This window comes from Sphingomonas sp. P3_C6, from assembly GCF_056402595.1.
In genome coordinates this window covers 1-20,678 of the sequence record NZ_JBFUHB010000038.1, presented here as the reverse complement: position 1 = coordinate 20,678, position 20,678 = coordinate 1, and the positions used below count along the sequence as shown (strand labels likewise).

Here is a 20,678-nt window from a genome sequence, read left to right as displayed (position 1 = left end):
CACCAAGCCCCGTTTCTCGACTGCGCTCGATACGAACGGAGTCATATCAGATCAGGAACACGTCGGCGGCGTGAATGACACGGCTCGATCCGTCCGCCAAGCGCAGGATGAGCGCGCCCTCTCCGCTCAGGCCCTGGAACAGGCCGTCGATCGCGCTGCCGTCGGGCAGGCGGGCGGTGAGCGCGGTACCAGGCTGATATCCCCGCTCCAGCCAGCGCGCACGGATCGGGGCGAGCCCTTCGACCCGCCAGATGCCGAGCCAGCGCTCGAACGCATCGGCCAGGGTTTCGAGGAAGTCGGCAGGATCGGGCGCCGCGCCATGCGCCGCAAGGCTGGTGGCGGAGCGTTCGATATCGGTCGGATAGTGCACAAGGTTGACGCCCATGCCAATCACCGCCGCATCATCGGCTCGCTCGAGCAGGATGCCGGAGAGCTTTGCCCCGTCCAGCAGCAGGTCGTTGGGCCATTTGATCGCCAGTCCCGGAACATTCGCTGTTCCCCCGCGGAGGCGGGGGTCCAGAATTGGGGAGCGAACCGTTTGTGGCTCTGTCCCCCCGCCTTCACGGGGGAAGGAAGGAAGATAGGCTCGCACAACCTCTTCCAGCGCCACGGCCGCCACCAGGGCGAGGGTGGCGGCCTGCGGGTCATGTGGGCGCAGCCGCACCAGGGTCGAGGCGTAGAGATTGCCCTCTGGCGACGACCAGGCCCTGCCCTGCCGCCCGCGGCCGCCGGTCTGGCGCTCGGCGCGGAGCCAGAACCCCTCCTCGGCCCCGCTGCCGGCAAGCATCAGCATGTCGGCATTGGTCGACCCCGTCTCGGTGACGGTGCGGATTGTATGCGTCAGAACAGCGCCTTGGCAGCGACCGCAGCCCATGCACCAAGGCACGGGATGGCGAGATAACCGAGCGGCGAGATGAAGGTCGCGGCAATCGCGATCAGCCCGCCTTCGACCTTGCTGCCGACCGGCAGGAAGGCCGTCGCCGCATCGTCGAAATACATCGTCTTCACGACGCGCAGATAATAATAGGCGCCGATCACCGAGGCCGCGATGCCGACCACCGCGAACGGGAAGAGACCCGCCTGCACGGCCGCCTGGAACACCACGAACTTCGCATAGAAGCCGAGCAGCGGCGGGATGCCCGCCAGGCTGAACATGAACAGGCCGAGCGCCAGCGCGAGGCCGGGCTGGGTCTTGGACATGCCCGACAGGCTCGCGATCGTCTCGACCGGCTGGCCGTCCTGATCGCGCATCTGGAGCACGACGAGGAAGCTGCCGAGCGTCATCGCGATATAGATAGTCAGATAGATCAGCACAGCCGACACGCCCTCGGCCGTGCCGCAGGCGAGGCCTACCAGCGCAAAGCCGACATTGTTGATCGAGCTATAGGCAAGCAGGCGCTTGATGTTGGTCTGACCGATCGCCGCGACCGCACCGAAGATGATCGATGCGAGCGAGGCGAAGATCACGATCTGGCGCCACTGATCGGCAGCCGGGCCCATCGCCTCGACGGCGACGCGGACCGCCAGCGCCATCGCAGCGACCTTGGGCGCGGAGGCGAAGAAGGTCGTCACCGGGGTCGGCGCGCCTTCGTACACGTCCGGCGTCCACATGTGGAACGGCACCGCGCTGATCTTGAAGGCAAGGCCGGCAAAGACGAACACTAGGCCAAAGGTCAGGCCAAGCGAATGGCCGGCGCCATAGGCGTCGGCGATCAGCGAGAAGAGCGTCGTACCGCTGAAGCCATAGACCAGGCTGATGCCGTAGAGCAGGATGCCGCTCGCCAGCGCGCCGAGTACGAAATATTTCAGGCCAGCTTCGGCCGACCGCGCATCGCGGCGCATGAAGCTCGCCAGCACATAGGCGGCAAGGCTCTGCAGCTCGAGACCGACATAGAGTGTCAGCAGGTCGCCCGCCGACACCATCATGCCCATGCCGATGGCGGAGAGCAGGATCAGCACCGGATATTCCGGACGAAGATCGTCGCCCGAGGTCTGCTGGAAGAAGCGCGGGGCGATCAGGATCGCGACACCAGCCGCGATATAGATCAGCACCTTGGCAAAGGCGGCAAAGGCATCTGCACGGTACAGGCCGTCAAAGGCTTCGCCACCCGACGAAGCCGGGCCCATCAGCGCGATCCCGGCACCGAACAGTACCGCGACCGAGGTCCAGGAGATCGCCTTGGTGGAAGCCTGTCCGCCCCAGGCGGCGGCCAGCATCAGGATCAGCGCGCCGGCGGTCAATACCAACTCCGGCAGCACCATGAGCATCGAGGCGTTCATCAGTGTGCCTCCCCATGAGCGGCGGCCGGGGCAGCGGCACCATGATGTGCCGCAGGAGCCGCGGGCTTGCCGGCAGTCGGCAGCGAGTCACCGGCGGGCGCAGCGCGAGCAATACGCGCCTCCAGCGTGGCGACGTCGCCGCGCATCGGGGCCAGGAAGCTTTCCGGATAGACACCCATCCACAGCACCACCGCCGCAATCGGGGCGAGCAGCGCGATTTCGCGGAAGGAGAGATCGGGCATCGCGCGGACGTCATCCTTGGTCAGATCGCCGAACACGACGCGGCGGTAGAGATAGAGCATGTACGCAGCACCCAGGATGATCCCGGTGGTGCACAGCAGGGTGATGGTGGTCGAAACCTTGTAGGTGCCGGCCAGCGAGAGGAACTCGCCGACGAAACCACTGGTGCCGGGCAGACCGACCGACGCCATGGTGAACAGCATGAAGAACAGCGCGTAGCGCGGCATGTTGATCGCCAGGCCGCCATAACGGCTGATCTCACGGGTGTGCAGCCGATCGTAGATCACGCCCACGCAGAGAAACAGCGCCGCCGAGGCGAGGCCATGGCTGAGCATCACGATCATCGCGCCTTCGATGCCCTGCCGGTTGAAGGCGAACAGGCCAATCGTGACGATCGCCATATGCGCGACCGACGAATAGGCGATCAGCTTCTTCATGTCGGACTGAACCAGCGCGACCAGCGAGGTGTAGATCACCGCCACCGCCGACAGGCCGAAGATCAGCCAGACGAACTCGGCCGACGCCTCCGGGAACATCGGCAGCGAGAAGCGCAGGAAACCATAACCGCCGAGCTTCAGCAGCACGCCGGCCAGGATGACCGAGCCGGCGGTCGGCGCCTGAACGTGCGCGTCGGGCAGCCAGGTGTGGACCGGCCACATCGGCATCTTCACCGCGAAGGACGCGAAGAAGGCAAGCCATAGCCAGGTCTGCGCATGCGCCGGGAAATCGGTGTTGAGCAGGGTCGGGATGTCGGCGGTGCCGGCAAACTGGACCATCCACAACATCGCGATGAACATCAGCACCGAGCCGAGCAGCGTGTAGAGGAAGAATTTATACGACGCGTAGATCCGGTTCGCCCCGCCCCAGATGCCGATGATGAGGTACATCGGGATCAGGCCGGCTTCGAAGAAGATGTAGAACAGGAACAGGTCCTGCGCCGCGAAGGTGCCGATCATCAGCAACTCGGTGACGAGGAACGCGCACATATATTCCTGGACGCGCTTCTCGATCGCCACCCAGCTCGCGCCGATGCAGATCGGCATCAGGAACACGCTGAGCATGATGAGCATCAGTGCGAAGCCGTCGATGCCGAGCTTCCAGCCGATCGGGCCGAACAGATTCTCGTGCGCCTCGACGAACTGCCATTGCGGCCCGCCGATATCGAACTGAGCCCAGAGGCAGATGCCGAGCACCAGGTCGACCAGGGTCGCGATCAGCGCGACCCAGCGCGCCGTGTTCGCGCTGACGAACAGGCAGGCGACCGCGGCGATCGCGGGAATCGCCAGCATGACGGAGAGGATCGGAAAGCCGGTCATTGTGCGATCGCCCAGGTAACGGCGGCAGTCAGGCCGATCAGCATGACGAAGGCATAGGTGTACACATATCCAGTCTGGACCTTGCCGGCGACCCGCGAACCGAGCGCGACGACCCAGGCCGAGCCGTTGGGCCCGAAGCGGTCGATCGTCTTCTCGTCGCCGCGATGCCAGAAGAGGCGGCCAAGGGCGAAGGCGGGTCGGACGAACAGGATGTTATACAGCTCGTCGAAATACCATTTGTTGAGCAGGAAATCGTAGAGGAAGCTGAACTGGCCAGCGACCCTCTTCGGAATGTCCGGATTGCGGACATAGGCCATCCAGGCACCCCACAGGCCGAGCAGCATGGCGATCGACGCCGACAGCTTCACGCCCAACGGCACCTCGTGCATCGCGTGCATCAGATGCTCGCTGAAGGCGATGCTGCCCTTCCAATATTCCTCGCCCGCGGCCGGCTCGATGAAATAGCCGTGGAAGACGAAGCCGGCGATGACCGCGCCGATCGACAGAAGGATCAGCGGGATCAGGATCGGCAGCGGGCTCTCATGCGGATGATAGCCGGCAGTGCCGTCACCATGATCATGGCCGTGATCGTCATGGCCGTGCGCATGCGCGTGGTCGTCGTGGTGCGCGTCATGGGCATGGGCGTCATGCGCGTGATCGCCATGACCATGGCCGTGCGCGTCGTGCACGGCATGCTGGATATGCTCGGACTGAGCCCAGCGCGGCTTGCCCCAGAAGGTGAGGAACATCAGCCGCCAGGAATAGAAGCTGGTCAGCAGCGCCACGATTATGCCGACGATCGACGCACCCGACTGGCCAGCTGCCCAGGCAGCCTCGATGATCGCGTCCTTCGAGTGGAAGCCGGCGAAACCGATGGCAAGCGGATTTCCGAACACGGCCGGGATACCGACACCGGTGATCGCAAGGGTACCCGCCATCATGCCCCAAAAGGTGATCGGGATGTGTTTCCGCAGGCCGCCATAATAGCGCATGTCCTGCTCATGGTGCATCGCATGGATCACCGAGCCGGCACCGAGGAACAGCAGCGCCTTGAAGAAGGCGTGCGTAAACAGGTGGAACATCGCCGCGCCGTACGCGCCGCAGCCGGCCGCGAAGAACATGTAGCCGAGCTGCGAGCAGGTCGAATAGGCGATGACGCGCTTGATGTCGGTCTGCACCAGGCCAACGGTCGCGGCAAACAAGCAGGTCGCTGCGCCAATCGTCATGACGACGTGGAGCGCGAACGGGCTCGTCTCGAACATCGGCGACAGGCGGCAGACCATGAACACGCCGGCGGTGACCATCGTCGCGGCATGGATCAGCGCCGACACCGGGGTAGGGCCTTCCATCGCGTCGGGAAGCCAGGTGTGCAGGCCGAGCTGCGCCGACTTGCCCATCGCGCCGACGAACAGCAGCAGGCAGAGGATCGTCATCGTATCCCAGCGCTGGCCGAGGAAGCCGATGGTCGATCCGGCCATGCCGGGTGCGGCAGACAGGATGTCGGGGATCGACACGGTGCCGAACACCAGGAAAGTCCCGAAAATGCCGAGCATGAAGCCGAGATCGCCGACACGGTTGACGACGAACGCCTTGATCGCGGCGGCATTGGCGCTCGGCTTCTTGAACCAGAAACCGATCAGCAGATAGCTGGCGAGACCGACGCCTTCCCAGCCGAAGAACATCTGGACCAGGTTGTTGGCAGTCACCAGCATCAGCATGGCGAAGGTGAACAGCGACAGATAGGCGAAGAAGCGCGGCTGGTCGGGATCGTCCGACATATAGCCCCAGCTATACAGATGGACGAGCGCCGACACCGAGGTGATCACCACCAGCATGACGGCGGTGAGCGCATCGACGCGGAGTGCCCAGGCGACGTCGAGATCGCCCGAATGGATGAAGTTCAGCACATGCGTGATGCTGGGTTCGGCCCCACCGAGATACTCGATGAAGATCGGCCAGCTCAGCGCGCACGACACGAACAGCGCGCCGGTCGTGATCGACTTGGCGACGGTGTTGCCGAGCGCCCGGTTACCCAGGCCTGCGACGATCGCCGCGAGCAGCGGCAGGAAGACGATGACGAGGATCAACGAATTACCCCTTCATCCGGTTGACGTCGTCGACCGAGATCGTGCCGCGTCCGCGGAAATAGATGACCAGGATGGCAAGGCCGATCGCGGCCTCGCCTGCGGCGACGGTCAGCACGAACATCGCGAACACCTGCCCGACCAGATCGTGGAGATAGGCCGAGAAAGCGACGAGGTTCAGGTTCACCGCCAGCAGGATGAGCTCGACCGCCATCAGCATGACGATGAGGTTCTTGCGATTGACGACGATGCCGAGCACGCCGAGCGCGAACAGGATCGCCGCGACGACGAGATAATGCGTGAGGCCGATCACAGCTCGATCCCCTGCCCTACGCCAGGCTGCGTGTTGCGGGTCGCATCCTGCGGCCGACGCGAAATCTGGCGGTTGATGTTCTGCGGGCGGGTGCCGCCACGCTCGCGGTGGGTCAGCACGATCGCGCCGATCATGGCGACCAGCAGGACGAGCCCGGCACCTTCGAAGATGAACAGGTAGCGGGTGTAGAGCAGGTTGCCGATCGCGACGATGTTCGGCACGTCGTCGGTAATCGGCGCGGCGCGGCGGCCAAGCTCGATCGCACCCGCGCTATAGGCGCCGACCGCGACGACGATTTCGGCGGCAAGGCCAATCGCCAGTACCAGCCCGATCGGCAGGTAGCGGGCGAAACCGCTGCGCAGTTCGGCGAAATCGATGTTGAGCATCATCACGACGAACAGGAACAGCACCGCGACCGCCCCGACATAGACGATGACGAGCAGCATCGCGATGAACTCGGCGCCCACCAGCACCATCAGCCCCGCCGCATTGAAGAAGGCGAGGATCAGCCACAGCACGGCGTGGACCGGGTTCCGCGCGGTGATGGTCAGCGCTGCCGACAGCAGCACCATCACGGCGAACAGATAAAAGGCGAGTGTCTGTATCACGGAATCAGGAGGCCCCTCGGATTCGGCTGGCGCTTAACGGTACGGTGCATCGGCGGCAAGGTTCGCGGCAATCGCACGTTCCCAGCGATCGCCATTATCGAGCAGCTTGGCCTTGTCGTAGATAAGCTCCTCGCGGGTTTCGGTGGCGAATTCGAAATTCGGCCCCTCGACCACGGCATCGACCGGGCAGGCTTCCTGGCACAGGCCGCAATAGATGCACTTGGTCATGTCGATGTCGTAGCGCGTGGTGCGGCGGCTGCCGTCCTCACGCGGCTCGGCCTCGATCGTGATCGCCTGGGCCGGGCACACCGCCTCGCACAGCTTGCACGCGATGCAGCGTTCCTCGCCGTTCGGGTAACGGCGCAGCGCATGTTCGCCGCGGAAGCGCGGGGAGATCGGGTTCTTCTCGAACGGGTAGTTGATCGTCGCCTTCGCCTTGAAGAAATACTTCAGGGTGAGCGCGTGCGCTTTGACGAATTCCCACAGAGTGTAGGATTTGATGATCTGGGCGACGTTCATGACGAAACTCCAAAACGCGTCAGCATCAGGAAGCCCGACACCAGGAACACCCAGAACAGCGAGAGCGGGAGGAATATCTTCCAGCCCAGCCGCATCAGCTGGTCATAACGGTAGCGCGGGACGGTGGCCTTCACCCAGCTGAACACGAAGAAGAAGAACAGCATCTTGGCGAACAGCCAGATGATGCCCGGGACATAATAGAGCGGCGCCCAGTCGAGCGGCGGCAGCCAGCCGCCCCAGAAAAGCGTCGCGTTCAGCGCACACATCAGGATGACGTTGGCATATTCGCCGAGCCAGAACAGCGCGAAGCTCATCGACGAATATTCGGTCTGGTAACCGGCGACGAGCTCGCTCTCCGCCTCGGTCAGGTCGAACGGCGCGCGCTGCGTCTCGGCCAGCGACGAGATGAAGAACACGATCGCCATCGGGAACAGCAGCGGGTTGAACGCGAAGCCGTTGATGAAGCCGTACAATCCCTGCTGCGCGAACACGATGGTCGACAGGTTGAAGCTGCCCGCCCACATCACGACCGAGATCAGCACGAAGCCGATCGCGACTTCGTACGACACCATCTGCGCCGCAGCGCGGATCGCCGAGTAGAAGGGATATTTCGAGTTGGACGACCAGCCAGCCAGGATGATGCCGTAGACGCCGAGCGACGAGGCAGCGAGCACATAGAGCAAGCCGACATTGATGTCCGCCAGTACGACGCCCGCCTGGAACGGGATAACCGCCCAGACGATCAACGCCACCGTGAAGGTGATGATCGGCGCGAGCAGGAACAGGCCCTTGTTCGCGCTGGTCGGGATGATGGTTTCCTGCAGGAACACCTTCAGGCCGTCGGCAAAGCTCTGCAGCAGGCCGAGCGGGCCGACCACGTTCGGGCCGCGACGCAGCGCCATCGCCGCCCAGATCTTGCGATCGGCATAGATGATCATGGCGACCGCCAGCATCAGCGGCAGCGCGATGACGAGGATGCCGACGATCGTCGCGACGAACCAAGCCCATTCGAACGGCAGGCCGACAAAGTTTTGGAAGAAGTTGGTCATGCGAAGCGCTCCGTCACCGAAGCCAGAGCCACAGGAACAGCGTTGCCAGGAGCAGCACGCAGACGATCAGACATCCGATCCGGACCGGTTTGGGCAGGAGATCGAAGAGAAGGTCGGAAATGAAGTCCCACATGCATCACTCGGCTGCCTCCGCGAACTCTTCGCCGTGGATCAGCTCGGCCGAGCAGCGCTGCATCGTCGGGGACGCGCGGCAGATGGCGTTGGTGAGATAGAAATCCTTGATCGGATAGCCGACCGGCCCCTCCCCCTTCGCGCCGAGCGCGGGGGCGTTCCAGGCGAAGCTACGCAGGCCGAGCGTGGCGAGATCGGGCGTATCGACACCCATCGCGGCGCGCAGTTCCTCGAGCGTGTCGAACGGCAGGGTCTTGCCCAGCACCGCCGACAGCGCGCGCAGGATCGTCCAGTCCTCACGGGCGTCGCCCGGTGGGAACACCGCACGCTCGCCGCGCTGGACACGGCCCTCGAGATTGACCCAGGTGCCGGACTTCTCGGCATAGCTCGCGCCCGGCAGCACGACATCGGCCGCGGCCGCGCCCTTGTCGCCGTGATGGCCGACATAGACCTTGAAGCTGTCGGCGAAGGCCGAGAAATCCAGCTCGTCGGCACCGAGGAAGAAAGTGAGCTTTGGCTTGGCCCCCACGATGTCAGCGATGCCGCCCTTCTGCGCGAGCCCAAGCATCAGGCCGCCCATGCGCGACGCCGCCATGTGCAGCACGTTGAAGCCGTTCCAGCCGTCGCGCACCAGGTTGAGCGACCCKGCGAGCTTCAGCGCGGCGCCATGACCGTTCTTGAGCGCCGCGCCGCCGACGATGACCATCGGACGCTGGGCGTTCTTGAAGGCTTCTGCCGCCGCGTCGGGCAGCTTGCCGAGCAGCGACAGATCGTTGCCGAGCCATTCGACCTTGTAGGTCAGGTCGGTTTCTTCGCCGATCGCGAAGACCTTCGCGCCCTTCTTGATCGCCTTGCGGATGCGGGTGTTCACCAGCGGCGCTTCCCAGCGCAGGTTGGTGCCGACCAGCAGGATCGCATCAGCCGTCTCGGCACCCGCGATCGTCGTGTTGAAATTGACCGCGGCGAGCGACGTCGCGTCATAGGCCATACCGGTCTGGCGGCCCTCGATCAGGGTCGAACCCATCGCGCCGAGCAGCGCCTTGGCGGCGTAGAGCGTCTCGCAATCGACCAGGTCGCCATGGATCGCGGCGACGCTGGCGCCGGCGTTCACTGCGGCGATAGCGGCGAAGGCCTCGTCCCAGCTCGCTTCGGTCAGCTTGCCGTCCTTGCGGACGAACGGACGATCGAGGCGGCGGCGGACCAGGCCGTCAACGGCGTGGCGGGTCTTGTCGCTCGCCCATTCCTCGTTGACGTCCTCGTTGATTACCGGAAGCGCGCGCAGCACCTGGCGGCCACGGCTGTCGAGGCGGATGTTGGTGCCGACCGCGTCCATCACGTCGATGGTCAGCGTCTTCTTGAGCTCCCAAGGGCGGGCCTCGAACGCATAGGGCTTCGAGGTCAGCGCGCCGACCGGGCAGAGATCGACGACATTGCCGGAAAGCTCGCTCGTCACCGCGCCTTCGAGATAGGAGGTGATCTGCATATCCTCGCCGCGGCCGATCGCACCGATCTCCTCGACGCCGGCGACTTCCTCGGCGAAGCGGATGCAGCGCGTGCACTGGATGCACCGCGTCATCACCGTCTTCACGATGGGACCCATATATTTCTCGGTCACGGCGCGCTTGTTCTCGTCATAGCGAGAATGGCCGCGGCCATAGGCCAGGCTCTGGTCCTGCAGGTCACATTCGCCGCCCTGATCGCAGATCGGGCAATCGAGCGGATGGTTGATCAGCAGGAATTCCATCACGCCCTCGCGGGCGTTCTTCACCATCGGCGTGTTGGTAAAGATTTCCTGGTTCTCGGCTGCCGGAAGAGCGCACGACGCCTGGGGCTTGGGCGGCCCCGGCTTCACCTCGACCAGGCACATGCGGCAATTGCCGGCGATCGACAGCCGCTCGTGATAACAGAAGCGCGGGATCTCCTTGCCGGCGATCTCGCACGCCTGCAGCACCGTGGCACCCGCGGGGACCTCGATCTCGATTCCGTCGACCTTGAGCTTTGGCATGCGTTTCGTACTTGCTAGCTGCGCCGGCCGGCCGCGGGGCCGTCGACAATGGCGTGATAAACTGGCTCTGCGATCATCAGGCGAAGAGTGTCGCGCTTGATGCTGATCGGCGTGCCGGCGGCGATGCAGCCCGACAGCACCGGCGTGATGCCCGAGAGCGCCTCGCGCTCCTCCGCGCTGCCCGACCTGGACCGTACCAGCCTGACGGCGCTTTCCGGCGCGGCCTTTACGACACAGGTACCGAATTCCTGGCGGCCGATCGCGACCGCGTCATAGCCCCTGCCCGCCGCCGTTCCGGCGATCGCATTGGCGTACCATACCTGCGCGCCCTGAAGCCGGGATATGTCGGCATCGCGCTTCTCCAGCGCGGCGGAAGCGGCTGCCGCCGCAAGACCGGGCCGGCCGTTGAAGAGACCCTGCGATCCCTTGTTGATCGCGAGCGCGAACTTGTCGCCGCTGCAGGCCTTGTAGATCGCCTTGAGACGCTCGGCCGCGCGAACCTCTTGGTCCGAGCCCGGCAGGGTACCGAGCAGGCTGTCCACGGCGGTGGGCTGCTGCTCCAGGACACATTCGGCCGTGGCGCGCGCTTCGCGCATCGTCGCAGCGTCGTCAGCAGCCATCGCCGGACTTACGACCAGCGGCACCAGGCACATCCCGATGAATGCAAGAACCTTCATTCCGCAGCCTCCATCATCGGCGAGAGGTCACCCCCGCGTTCCTTGATCCGGCGCTCCAGCTCCGGCCGGAAATGCTTGATCAGGCCCTGGATCGGCCATGCCGCCGCATCGCCGAGAGCGCAGATGGTGTGCCCTTCGATCTGCTTGGTGACCTGCTGCAGCGTGTCGATCTCGCTGATGTCGGCATCGCCGGTGCGCAGCCGCTCCATCACGCGCCACATCCAGCCGGTGCCCTCGCGGCACGRCGTGCACTGGCCGCAGCTCTCATGCTTGTAGAAGTAGGAGATGCGGCTGATCGCGCGGACGATGTCGGCGGACTTGTCCATGACGATGATCGCCGCGGTGCCTAGGCCGGAGCCAAGCGCCTTGAGCCCGTCGAAATCCATCGGGCAGTCCATGATCTGCGCCGCGGGAACGAGCGGCACCGAGGAGCCGCCCGGGATCACCGCGAGCAGATTATCCCACCCGCCGCGGATGCCGCCGCAATGTTCCTCGATCAGCTGGCGGAAGGGGATGCTCATCGCCTCCTCGACCACGCAGGGCTTGTTTACATGGCCCGAGATCTGGAACAGCTTGGTGCCGCGGTTATTTTCGGCGCCAATGCCGGCGAACCATTCGGGGCTGCGCCGCAGGATCGTCGGGACGACCGCGATCGATTCCACATTGTTGACCGTGGTCGGGCAGCCGTAAAGGCCCGCACCCGCCGGGAATGGCGGCTTCAGGCGCGGCTGGCCCTTCTTGCCTTCGAGGCTCTCGAGCATCGCGGTCTCTTCGCCGCAGATATAGGCCCCGGCGCCACGGTGGACGAATACGTCGAAATCATAGCCCGAACCCGAGGCATTCTTGCCGATCAGGCCCTTGTCATAGGCTTCGGCGACGGCGGCGAAGAGCACCTCCGCCTCACGGATATATTCGCCGCGGATGTAGATGTACGCGGCGCGCGCGCGCATCGCGAACCCGGCGATCAGCGCGCCTTCGATCAGCTTGTGCGGATCGTGGCGCATGATCTCGCGGTCCTTGCAGGACCCGGGCTCAGATTCGTCGGCGTTGATGACGAGGAAGTTCGGCCGCTCGGGCTTGGGCTCCTTCGGCATGAACGACCATTTGGTGCCGGTCGGAAAACCAGCCCCGCCACGGCCGCGCAGGCCCGACGCCTTGACCGCGTCGATCAGCGCGTCCTGGCCGCGCGCCATCAGCCCCTTGGTGTCGTCCCAATCGCCGCGCTTGATCGCTGCGTCGAGATTCCACGGCTGGAAACCGTAGACGTTGGTGAAGATACGATCCTTGTCGGCGAGCATCAGCGGCCCTTCCCCGTCGCGCTCTGCACCGCGAAGTAAATGACGAGGCCGATGCCGATCACGATCAGCAGGCCGAGCAGCTTGAAGGTAACCTTCAGCACGAAACCGAGCACGACGAGCCCGCCGATGATGGCGAGGAGCACGACGATGGGATTGGTACCCTTCATGCCCATTCCCCCCGATAATCGTGGTTCTCGTCGACCATTTCCTTGAGGCTGGTCGGGCCGCCCGCCGGGCAGCTGTCGCGACGGCCGGTCTGCGAGCCCGGCGTCGGCGTCTTGCCCTCGGCCAGCGCATCCAGGATCGCAGCGGTGCGATCGTAATCGAGATCCTCGAAGTTATCGTCGTTGATCTGGACCATCGGCGCATTGGCGCAGGCGCCCAGGCACTCGACCTCGGTCAGCGTGAACAGGCCGTCGGGCGTGGTCGCCCCCTTGACCAGGCCGCGATTCTTGCAGGCGGCGAGCACATCGTCCGACCCGCCGAGCATGCACGGCGTCGTGCCGCAGACCTGGACGTGATAACGGCCGACCGGTGCCATATTGAACATGGTGTAGAAGGTCGCGACCTCGTAGACGCGCATGTACGGCACGCCGATTTCGCGCGCGACATATTCGATCACCGGAACCGGCAACCAGCCCTGGGTCTTCGTCTCCGCGCCGACCTGGCGCTGGGCGAGATCAAGCAACGGCAGCGACGCCGACTGCTCGCGACCCTTGGGATAACGACCGAGGATCTCGGCCGCCTTCTTGCGGTTCTCAGCAGTCCAGATGAACGCGCCCCAGCGCGCGCGGGTCTCTGCCTCGTCGGGGATCTTGGGTGCTTCAGCCATTCTGCTTACCGCTCAATATGTCGATCGCCCTCACCGGTCGCACTCCCCGAACACGATATCCATCGCGCCGAGAATGGCGGTGGTGTCGGCGAGCATGTGGCCCTTGGCCATGAAATCCATCGCCTGGAGATGCGAGAAGGCCGTCGGACGGATCTTGCACCGGTACGGCTTGTTGCTGCCGTCCGCGACCAGATAAACGCCGAACTCGCCCTTCGGGCTCTCGGTCGCGACATAGACGTCGCCCGCGGGCACGTGGAAGCCCTCGGTGTAGAGCTTGAAGTGATGGATCAGCGCTTCCATCGAACGCTTCATCTCGGCCCGCTTGGGCGGCACGACCTTGCGGTCGAGGCTGGCGATCGGCCCTTCGGGCATCTCGTTCAGGCACTGCTTCATGATCCGCACCGACTGGCGGACCTCCTCCACGCGCACCATGAACCGGTCATAGCAATCGCCGCGCGTGCCGACCGGCACGTCGAAGTCCATCTTCGCATAGACGTCATAGGGCTGCGACTTGCGCAGATCCCAGGGGATGCCCGAGCCGCGGATCATCGGGCCGGAGAAACCCCAGCGGATCGCATCGTCACGGCTGACCGTCGCGATATCGACGTTGCGCTGCTTGAAGATGCGGTTGTCGGCGACGAGGCTGATCGCGTCCTCGAAAATGCGCGGCAGGCGATTGTCGAGCCAGTCGGCGATATCGGTCAGCAGCTTGAGCGGCGTATCCTGGTGCACGCCGCCCGGCCGGAAATAGGCCGAATGCATGCGCGCGCCGGACACGCGTTCGAAGAAGTTGAGGCAATCCTCACGAATCTCGAACAGCCACAGGTTCGGCGTCATCGCGCCGACGTCCATCACATGGCTGCCGAGGTTGAGCATGTGGTTCGAGATGCGCGTCAGCTCGGCGAAGAACACGCGGAGATATTGGGCACGGATCGGCACTTCGAGATCGAGCAGCTTCTCGATCGCGAGCACGAAGCTGTGCTCCATGCAGAGCGGCGAGCAGTAATCGAGCCGGTCGAAATAGGGCAGCGCCTGGATATAGGTCTTGTGCTCGATCAGCTTCTCGGTGCCGCGGTGGAGCAGGCCGATATGCGGATCGACACGCTCGACGATCTCCCCATCGAGCTCCATCACCAGACGCAACACGCCGTGCGCGGCCGGGTGCTGCGGACCGAAATTGATCGTGTAGTTCTGGATCGCGATGTCGCCGACCTCGGGATCGGCTACGTCCAGCTTGCCTTCGATGGCGTCGAGATGATCGGCCATTAGTTGCTATCCGGCTTCTTGCGCGTACGCGGCTTGGGCGCAGCCGGCGCGTCGTCCGCGGCGGCTGGCTTGGCCCGCGATGCACGCGGCTTCTTCACGACATCCGGCTCGACCGGCTTGGGCTCGGCATCAGGCGAGGCCTTGCCGGCACCGGTCTGCGCCGTGCTCTCGGTGGTCTTGGGCGTTGCCGCAGGGGCAGCGACTGCAGTCTTGGCAGCATCCGCCTTCTGGATCTCGTCGGCCTTGAGCGGCGTCGGCGCACCCTTGGCTTCGGGGAGCTTCGCCTTCTCGTCGCCTGGAAGGATATACTCGGCGCCTTCCCACGGGCTCATGAAGTCGAAGCTGCGGAAATCCTGGGCGAGCTGGACCGGCTCATACACCACACGCTTCGCTTCTTCCGAATAGCGCAGCTCGACATAGCCGGTCAGCGGGAAGTCCTTGCGCTGCGGATGGCCGCGGAAGCCATAGTCCGTCAGGATGCGGCGCAGATCCGCGTTGCCCGAGAAGAGCACGCCGTACATGTCGTACACTTCGCGCTCCAGCCAGCCGGCAACCGGCCAGATGCCCGTGACGGACGGCACCGGCTTTTCCTCGTCGGTCTGCACATGCACGCGGATGCGGTGATTGCGCGTCAGCGAGAGCAGGCAATAGACAACCTCGAAGCGGTCGGGCCGCTCCGGATAATCGACGCCCGCGATCTCCATCAGCTGCTGATATTCGAGACCCGGCGTATCGCGCAGGGCGACCATCGTCTCGACCAGCGACACGCGATCGACCGTCAGGGCAACCTCGCCCACGGCGTCGAGCGACGACACTAGGTTCGCGCCGAGCACCTCGCCCGCGCGATCGATGACCCCGTCATTGGCCGTGTAGGCCGGCGCCGGCGCCCTCACCGTTCGATCGTTCCGATGCGGCGGATCTTACGCTGAAGCTGCATGATGCCATACAGCAGCGCTTCCGCGGTGGGCGGGCAACCGGGAACGTAGATGTCGACCGGCACGATCCGGTCGCAGCCGCGCACGACGCTGTAGCTATAATGATAATAGCCGCCGCCATTGGCGCAGGAGCCCATCGAAATCACATATTTCGGCTCGGACATCTGGTCGTACACACGACGCAGCGCCGGGGCCATCTTATTGCAGAGCGTCCCCGCGACGATCATCACATCCGACTGACGCGGCGATGCGCGCGGCGCGGCGCCGAAGCGCTCGAGATCGTAACGCGGCATGTTCACATGGATCATCTCGACCGCGCAGCAGGCGAGACCGAAGGTCATCCACCAGAGCGAGCCGGTGCGGGCCCATTGAAACAGGTCCTCGGTCGAGGTGACGAGGAAACCCTTGTCGGTCAGCTCGCCGTTCAGGTCGTTGAAGAACGACTGGTCGGGCGGGATGATCGCGCCGCCGGAGGCGGCAGGTGTGAGTTCTACTCCCACTCGAGCGCTCCCTTCTTCCATGCGTAAACGAGGCCGAGCGCGAGTTCGGCAATGAAGCCCATCATCGCGAACCATGCCGTCCAGCCGAGCGAGAAGACGCTGACGGCCCAGGGATAGAGAAACGCCGCTTCGAGATCGAAGATGATGAACAGGATCGCGACGAGATAAAAGCGCACGTCGAACTGGCTGCGCGAATCTTCGAACGCCGGAAAACCGCACTCATATTCGGTGAGTTTTTCAGGCGTCGGCTTGTGCGCGCCGGTAAAGCGCGCGGCGATGATCGGCAGGAACACGAACGCGCTGGACAGCACGATCGCGACGCCGAGGAACAGCAGGATCGGCAGATATTGCGACAGGTCGACCAATGGGCTTCTCGCAGGTGCGAATGACTGGCGCGGCTTTAGGACGATGCCCCCTGTTGGGCAAGGCCGCGAGGACTGAGAATCACTCGCAACAACATCGTGTTACCGCGCCCAAAAAGGTTCAGCGAAGGGCGTTTGCCAGCAGCTTGTGCAGCTTGGACTGAAGCGCATCATTGGCGGCCAGGAATTCGCCACGTTCCATCATTCGGTCGCCACCGCGGAAATCGGTGACGAAGCCGCCGGCCTCACGCACCAGCAGGATACCGGCGGCAACGTCCCAGGGCTTCAGGCCCGATTCCCAGAAGCCGTCGAAACGGCCAGCCGCGACCCAGGCGAGATCGAGCGCTGCGGCGCCAAACCGTCGGATGCCCGCCACTTCGGGCGCGATCGCCCCGAAAATCCGGCTCCATTCGGCGAAATTGCCATGGCCCAGGAACGGAATGCCCGTCGCGATCAGCGCATCGGGCAGTTCGCGGCGGGCGGACACGCGCAGCCGCTGTTCCTGCATCCAGGCGCCCCTGCCCTTTTCGGCCCAGAAGCTGTCATCGGTGATCGGATTGTAGATCAGGCCGGTCGTGATCTCGCGCTTGCCATTGGCCAGCGGCTCCTCGACCGCGATCGAGACCGCGAAATGGGGAATGCCGTGGAGGAAGTTGGTGGTGCCGTCGATCGGGTCGACGATCCAGCGCGGCTTGTTGGGGTCGCCGGCGATCTCGCCGCGCTCCTCCATCAGGAAACCCCAGTCGGGCCGCGCCTTGGACAGTTCCTCGAAGATGGTCTGCTCGGCACGCTGGTCGGCCATCGACACGAAGTCGGCCGGGCCCTTGCGGCTCACCTGCAGGTGCTGGACCTCGTTGAAGTCGCGACGAATCCGCGGCGCCGCCTTGCGGGCGGCGCGATCCATGACGGTGATGAGGCCTGAATGACTAACCAATGCAATTCTCCCCCCTCCCGCACGCGGGAGGGGTCGGGGGAGGGCCTGTCATAAATCGGTGGAGGACGTGAGGCCCTGAACAGGCCCTCCCCTAGCCCCTCCCGCAAGCGGGAGGGGAACTTTAGTCAGCACGCCTTACATAGGTCTGCTCGTACACATCGACCACGATGCGGGTGCCCGCGCCGATATGCGGCGGGACCATCACGCGGACGCCGTTCTCCAGGATCGCCGGCTTGTAGCTGGACGAGGCCGTCTGGCCCTTCACCACCGCATCAGCCTCAACGATCAGCGCCTCGATCGTGTCGGGCAGCTGCACCGAGATCGGGCGCTCTTCCCAGAGCTCCATGACGACATCCATGCCGTCCTGCAGGAAGGCGGCCGCGTCGCCGAGCAGGTCGGCGGGCAGCGTGATCTGCTCATAGTTGATCTTGTCCATGAAGGTCAGCTGATCGCCTTCGCGGAACAGGAACTGGAAGTCGGTCGTCTCGAGCCGGACCTTCTCGAGCGACTCGGCCGAGCGGAAGCGGACATTGTTCTTGCGGCCGTCGATCAGATTCTTCATCTCGACCTGCATATAGGCACCGCCCTTGCCGGGCTGGGTGTGCTGGATTTTCACCGCGCGCCAGATGCCGCCTTCATATTCGAGGATGTTGCCGGGACGAATCTCGACCGCGTTGATCTTCATGGGGATGCCTGTGATGGAAAGAGCGAAGGCGCGGCCTTTAGCGCCGGGACGCCTTTCCGGCAAGGTAGGGGTAAGGGTTCACGTCCTGCGCCTGGTACCAATGCTGTTCGGGCGCGGTGCGGCCGAGGCCGAAATGCAGGTGGAAATTGCCCACCCCGGCATTGCCGGTATCGCCGACATAGCCGATCGGGTCGCCGGCCTTCACCACCAGCCCTTCCCGGACGCCCGGCGCGTAGCCCGAGAGATGGGCATAATAATAAACCCAGAGCCGGTCGGGCGAACGGACATAGAGCGTCGTACCGCCAGCCGCGCTCTGGAACAGTTTTTCGACCGTGCCTGGCGCTGCCGCCGTGACCAGAGTGCCGCCGGGTGCCATGATATCGGTGCCGTGATGCTGGCGCGCACCGCCCTCGCGCGGATCCTCCCAGCTATCGGCGATGGCATCTCGCGCTACGCCGGTTACGGGAACGGCAAGAGGGCCGCCAGTATCGACAACAGCCCGATCCGGTATCGACGTCGCGGTCGCGACGCGCGCCGCCGGCTCCTTCGCGTCGGGCAAGGTCTGCGCAAGCAACACAAGCGCGATGGCGACACCCATCAGGATCAGGAGGCCCCAGCCGAGCTTCCTCACGGCATCATTCCTGAAAGATCGCCGGCGTGCCGGGCTTCACCATCAGTGACAGCCGCGCCGCATCCCAATTGCTCAGCCTGATGCAGCCGTGGCTTTCCGCGCGGCCGACCGTGCTCGGTTCGGGCGTGCCGTGAATACCGTAATGCGGTTTCGACAGATCGAGCCAGATGACGCCCACGGGGCCATTCGGACCGGGCGGCAGTTTCGCCGCCTTGGCATTGTCCTTCGCATCCCAGAACAGGTCGGGATTGTAATGAAAGGGCGGGTTGTACGACGCGCCCTGGATCTTCCAGATGCCGATCGGCAGCGGATCATGCGTGCTGCCCATCGTCGCCTGGAACTGCGCGACAAGCTTCCCGTCCTTGTCGAGCACACGCAGCACCTCGTCCGACTTGTCGACCACGATCTTCGTGCCCTCCGGCTGGTCGGCCGAGACGTTCAGGTCGCTCAGCGTCTTGCGCCAGTCGGCCGGCAGCTTCGCGTCATAGGCGCGCGACAGCGGCAACGCGTTGGGAAAGGTCACCTTCGTACCCGGCACCAGCCGGGTCTGCGGGCTGTTGAGCGCAAGCAGCACCGCGGGCGTGGTGTGGAACATCTCCGCCAGCTTCTCCATCGGCGATCGGTAACCGAGCGCCGGAAGCTTCGCCTGTTGCTGCGGGTCCTTGGGCAGCGGGTTGGTATAGGGCCCGGCGAGCGTTTCCGCCGTCAGCACGAGAGTCCTGGTCGGCCGCCATGCGCGATAGGGATGGAGGGCGGACAGGGTCACCGGGTCGATCTCTCCCGTGACCTTCAGCTTGCGCGATTCCTGGAAGCCTTTCAGCGCAGCCGTGAGCGACTTGCCGGGACGCCCGTCGAGCATGCCAGGCGAAAATCCCAAATGATCGAGAATCACCTGCACATGCAGAATAGAACGATCGATCTGTTGAGCCTCTTTAAGCTTTGTTCCAGGATCAGCAGCGACAACGGGGCCAACTGAGGCAAAAGCGAGACAAGCCGCAGCGACCGTTATTTTTCTCATAATATCACAACCCTAGATTAGATCCATGCATTCAACGATGGACAGCCGGCTTGTTTCCGGCCCGGAACAAACCGACGGCCCGATCCTTTCCCGACGCGCGCTGATCGGTGGCGTCATGGCGGCCACCGCCGCTCTGGCATTCCCCTTTCCCGCCATGGCGGCAGGCGCTGAACTGCGGCTCGCGATCCGCAACGTGCACAACAACGAAAGCGTGGACGCGGTCTTTGCCCGAGGCGGCACATTCGTGGCCGACGGTCTCGCCGAGCTGAACCATGGCCTGCGCGACTGGCGCACCGGCAAGGCCTTCCCGATGGATCGCAGGCTCCTCGCGCTTCTCGTGCAGCTGCGCGAGAAGCTTGAGGTGAGCGGCAGCCGCAAGATCGACCTGATTTCCGGCTATCGCTCGCCCGAGACAAACGCTTCGTTGCGCAGCCGCGGGGGCGAGCATACCGGCGTCGCCAGCCAGAGCCAGCATATGCTCGGCAAGGCGACCGATATCATGATCCCGGGCGTGTCGCTTGACCGGTTGCGGGGTGCTGCCATGGCGCTTGGCGGCGGCGGTGTCGGCTATTATCCGCGCGACGGCTTCGTCCATGTCGATACCGGACCGGTGCGCCGCTGGCAGCAGACGTAAGAGGGCGCCTCAATCCATGACCGACGCGGCACCGCGATAGCCGCCCTTCCCGGCACTTCCGCCGATTCAAATCGAGCCAGGTTCACGGCACGATGAGACAAGGCAGGGGCCCTGCTCTTTCTTGTATCTGGACATCCTCGTCGCGGCTTGATTGTCTGCGATGAGCGTCGGGGAGGGTGGCCGCCCTCCCCGGCGCGGCGGCGATGTCGCCCGTTCTTTCTCTGGCTGAACAGCCGTCACTGAGCCAGGGACCATCGCCGTTGTCACGCACGACCGAACAGTCGGTTGATTTCCCAATCGCACAGACAAGACAGGTTACCGTGATGCAGATCATTTGTGGAGTGGATGTTTCCAAGGCCC

23 protein-coding genes are annotated in these 20,678 nt (G+C 64.4%); 2 read left to right on the top strand and 21 right to left on the bottom strand.

The genetic code is table 11. The features are described from left to right. Nucleotides 1-46 precede the first annotated feature (46 nt). The 21 genes from AC1DT7_RS22425 to AC1DT7_RS22325 form a co-directional block, all read right to left on the bottom strand. Nucleotides 47-793 carry a biotin--[acetyl-CoA-carboxylase] ligase gene (locus AC1DT7_RS22425; RefSeq protein WP_478038394.1) on the bottom strand — a complete coding sequence of 249 codons (747 nt, stop codon included), beginning with the start codon at nucleotides 791-793 and terminating at the stop codon, nucleotides 47-49. Nucleotides 794-840: 47 nt separating this feature from the next. After that, nucleotides 841-2,280, bottom strand: coding sequence for an NADH-quinone oxidoreductase subunit NuoN (nuoN, locus tag AC1DT7_RS22420; RefSeq protein WP_478038393.1), 1,440 nt, complete (start codon nucleotides 2,278-2,280; stop codon nucleotides 841-843). Then, the gene (locus AC1DT7_RS22415) at nucleotides 2,280-3,836 is read right to left on the bottom strand and encodes an NADH-quinone oxidoreductase subunit M (protein WP_478038392.1); all 1,557 of its coding nucleotides are present in this window, start codon (nucleotides 3,834-3,836) and stop codon (nucleotides 2,280-2,282) included. Before AC1DT7_RS22415 ends, nuoN begins: the two co-directional genes overlap by 1 nt. Then, nucleotides 3,833-5,923: an NADH-quinone oxidoreductase subunit L gene (gene nuoL, locus AC1DT7_RS22410; protein WP_478038391.1), complete on the bottom strand. Its 2,091-nt coding sequence runs from the start codon at nucleotides 5,921-5,923 to the stop codon at nucleotides 3,833-3,835. Before nuoL ends, AC1DT7_RS22415 begins: the two co-directional genes overlap by 4 nt. A gap of 4 nt (nucleotides 5,924-5,927) precedes the next feature. After that, nucleotides 5,928-6,233 carry an NADH-quinone oxidoreductase subunit NuoK gene (gene nuoK / locus AC1DT7_RS22405; protein WP_332716817.1) on the bottom strand — a complete coding sequence of 102 codons (306 nt, stop codon included), beginning with the start codon at nucleotides 6,231-6,233 and terminating at the stop codon, nucleotides 5,928-5,930. Next, nucleotides 6,230-6,841, bottom strand: a complete 612-nt coding sequence (locus tag AC1DT7_RS22400) for an NADH-quinone oxidoreductase subunit J (RefSeq protein WP_478038390.1) — start codon at nucleotides 6,839-6,841, stop codon at nucleotides 6,230-6,232. The genes nuoK and AC1DT7_RS22400 overlap by 4 nt, the downstream gene beginning before the upstream one ends. Before the next feature lie 33 nt (nucleotides 6,842-6,874). Continuing rightward, entirely contained in the window at nucleotides 6,875-7,360 is a 486-nt protein-coding gene (gene nuoI, locus AC1DT7_RS22395) for an NADH-quinone oxidoreductase subunit NuoI (RefSeq protein ID WP_478038389.1), read from the bottom strand. Beyond that, nucleotides 7,357-8,409 (bottom strand): NADH-quinone oxidoreductase subunit NuoH, encoded by a 1,053-nt coding sequence (nuoH, locus tag AC1DT7_RS22390; protein WP_478038388.1) that lies wholly within the window; start codon nucleotides 8,407-8,409, stop codon nucleotides 7,357-7,359. Before nuoH ends, nuoI begins: the two co-directional genes overlap by 4 nt. Before the next feature lie 136 nt (nucleotides 8,410-8,545). Further along, nucleotides 8,546-10,546, bottom strand: coding sequence for an NADH-quinone oxidoreductase subunit NuoG (gene nuoG, locus AC1DT7_RS22385; RefSeq protein WP_478038387.1), 2,001 nt, complete (start codon nucleotides 10,544-10,546; stop codon nucleotides 8,546-8,548). Nucleotides 10,547-10,560: 14 nt separating this feature from the next. Next, nucleotides 10,561-11,223, bottom strand: a complete 663-nt coding sequence (locus AC1DT7_RS22380) for a hypothetical protein (protein WP_478038386.1) — start codon at nucleotides 11,221-11,223, stop codon at nucleotides 10,561-10,563. After that, nucleotides 11,220-12,521, bottom strand: a complete 1,302-nt coding sequence (gene nuoF, locus AC1DT7_RS22375) for an NADH-quinone oxidoreductase subunit NuoF (protein WP_478038385.1) — start codon at nucleotides 12,519-12,521, stop codon at nucleotides 11,220-11,222. The genes AC1DT7_RS22380 and nuoF overlap by 4 nt, the downstream gene beginning before the upstream one ends. After that, on the bottom strand, nucleotides 12,521-12,688 hold the full coding sequence (locus AC1DT7_RS22370; RefSeq protein WP_478038384.1) for a hypothetical protein: 168 nt from the start codon (nucleotides 12,686-12,688) through the stop codon (nucleotides 12,521-12,523). The genes nuoF and AC1DT7_RS22370 overlap by 1 nt, the downstream gene beginning before the upstream one ends. Beyond that, a complete protein-coding gene (locus AC1DT7_RS22365; protein WP_478038383.1) occupies nucleotides 12,685-13,353 on the bottom strand; it encodes a complex I 24 kDa subunit family protein in 669 nt (222 codons plus the stop codon). The genes AC1DT7_RS22370 and AC1DT7_RS22365 overlap by 4 nt, the downstream gene beginning before the upstream one ends. Before the next feature lie 30 nt (nucleotides 13,354-13,383). Further along, nucleotides 13,384-14,619 carry an NADH-quinone oxidoreductase subunit D gene (locus AC1DT7_RS22360; RefSeq protein ID WP_478038382.1) on the bottom strand — a complete coding sequence of 412 codons (1,236 nt, stop codon included), beginning with the start codon at nucleotides 14,617-14,619 and terminating at the stop codon, nucleotides 13,384-13,386. After that, nucleotides 14,619-15,512, bottom strand: a complete 894-nt coding sequence (locus AC1DT7_RS22355) for an NADH-quinone oxidoreductase subunit C (protein WP_478038381.1) — start codon at nucleotides 15,510-15,512, stop codon at nucleotides 14,619-14,621. The genes AC1DT7_RS22360 and AC1DT7_RS22355 overlap by 1 nt, the downstream gene beginning before the upstream one ends. Continuing rightward, on the bottom strand, nucleotides 15,509-16,054 hold the full coding sequence (locus tag AC1DT7_RS22350; RefSeq protein WP_478038380.1) for a NuoB/complex I 20 kDa subunit family protein: 546 nt from the start codon (nucleotides 16,052-16,054) through the stop codon (nucleotides 15,509-15,511). The genes AC1DT7_RS22355 and AC1DT7_RS22350 overlap by 4 nt, the downstream gene beginning before the upstream one ends. Continuing rightward, entirely contained in the window at nucleotides 16,045-16,419 is a 375-nt protein-coding gene (gene ndhC, locus AC1DT7_RS22345; RefSeq protein ID WP_272625746.1) for an NADH-quinone oxidoreductase subunit A, read from the bottom strand. The genes AC1DT7_RS22350 and ndhC overlap by 10 nt, the downstream gene beginning before the upstream one ends. A 118-nt stretch (nucleotides 16,420-16,537) precedes the next feature. Further along, nucleotides 16,538-17,350 (bottom strand): inositol monophosphatase family protein, encoded by an 813-nt coding sequence (locus AC1DT7_RS22340; protein ID WP_478038379.1) that lies wholly within the window; start codon nucleotides 17,348-17,350, stop codon nucleotides 16,538-16,540. A gap of 121 nt (nucleotides 17,351-17,471) precedes the next feature. Next, complete coding sequence (gene efp, locus AC1DT7_RS22335; RefSeq protein WP_332716856.1) at nucleotides 17,472-18,035, bottom strand: elongation factor P; 564 nt, start codon at nucleotides 18,033-18,035, stop codon at nucleotides 17,472-17,474. Between the two features lie 37 nt (nucleotides 18,036-18,072). Beyond that, on the bottom strand, nucleotides 18,073-18,666 hold the full coding sequence (locus AC1DT7_RS22330; RefSeq protein ID WP_478038378.1) for a M23 family metallopeptidase: 594 nt from the start codon (nucleotides 18,664-18,666) through the stop codon (nucleotides 18,073-18,075). Between the two features lie 4 nt (nucleotides 18,667-18,670). Next, nucleotides 18,671-19,684, bottom strand: coding sequence for a L,D-transpeptidase family protein (locus AC1DT7_RS22325; RefSeq protein WP_478038377.1), 1,014 nt, complete (start codon nucleotides 19,682-19,684; stop codon nucleotides 18,671-18,673). Between the two features lie 25 nt (nucleotides 19,685-19,709). Here AC1DT7_RS22325 and AC1DT7_RS22320 point away from each other — a divergent pair, with 25 nt between their 5' ends. Further along, nucleotides 19,710-20,318, top strand: coding sequence for a peptidoglycan L,D-endopeptidase MepK (locus AC1DT7_RS22320; protein ID WP_478038376.1), 609 nt, complete (start codon nucleotides 19,710-19,712; stop codon nucleotides 20,316-20,318). 176 nt (nucleotides 20,319-20,494) lie between these two features. Next, nucleotides 20,495-20,678: hypothetical protein (locus AC1DT7_RS22315; RefSeq protein ID WP_478038375.1), on the top strand; the 184-nt coding region annotated here is incomplete at its 3' end.

Coding starts and splice junctions, on each gene's coding strand:
- AC1DT7_RS22425 (WP_478038394.1), bottom strand. CDS start 793: ATGCTGATGCTTGCCGGCAGCGGGGCCGAGGAGGGGTTCTGGCTCCGC.
- nuoN (WP_478038393.1), bottom strand. CDS start 2,280: ATGAACGCCTCGATGCTCATGGTGCTGCCGGAGTTGGTATTGACCGCC.
- AC1DT7_RS22415 (WP_478038392.1), bottom strand. CDS start 3,836: ATGACCGGCTTTCCGATCCTCTCCGTCATGCTGGCGATTCCCGCGATC.
- nuoI (WP_478038389.1), bottom strand. CDS start 7,360: ATGAACGTCGCCCAGATCATCAAATCCTACACTCTGTGGGAATTCGTC.
- nuoH (WP_478038388.1), bottom strand. CDS start 8,409: ATGACCAACTTCTTCCAAAACTTTGTCGGCCTGCCGTTCGAATGGGCT.
- AC1DT7_RS22380 (WP_478038386.1), bottom strand. CDS start 11,223: ATGAAGGTTCTTGCATTCATCGGGATGTGCCTGGTGCCGCTGGTCGTA.
- AC1DT7_RS22370 (WP_478038384.1), bottom strand. CDS start 12,688: ATGAAGGGTACCAATCCCATCGTCGTGCTCCTCGCCATCATCGGCGGG.
- AC1DT7_RS22365 (WP_478038383.1), bottom strand. CDS start 13,353: ATGGCTGAAGCACCCAAGATCCCCGACGAGGCAGAGACCCGCGCGCGC.
- AC1DT7_RS22360 (WP_478038382.1), bottom strand. CDS start 14,619: ATGGCCGATCATCTCGACGCCATCGAAGGCAAGCTGGACGTAGCCGAT.
- efp (WP_332716856.1), bottom strand. CDS start 18,035: ATGAAGATCAACGCGGTCGAGATTCGTCCCGGCAACATCCTCGAATAT.
- AC1DT7_RS22325 (WP_478038377.1), bottom strand. CDS start 19,684: ATGAGAAAAATAACGGTCGCTGCGGCTTGTCTCGCTTTTGCCTCAGTT.
- AC1DT7_RS22320 (WP_478038376.1), top strand. CDS start 19,710: ATGCATTCAACGATGGACAGCCGGCTTGTTTCCGGCCCGGAACAAACC.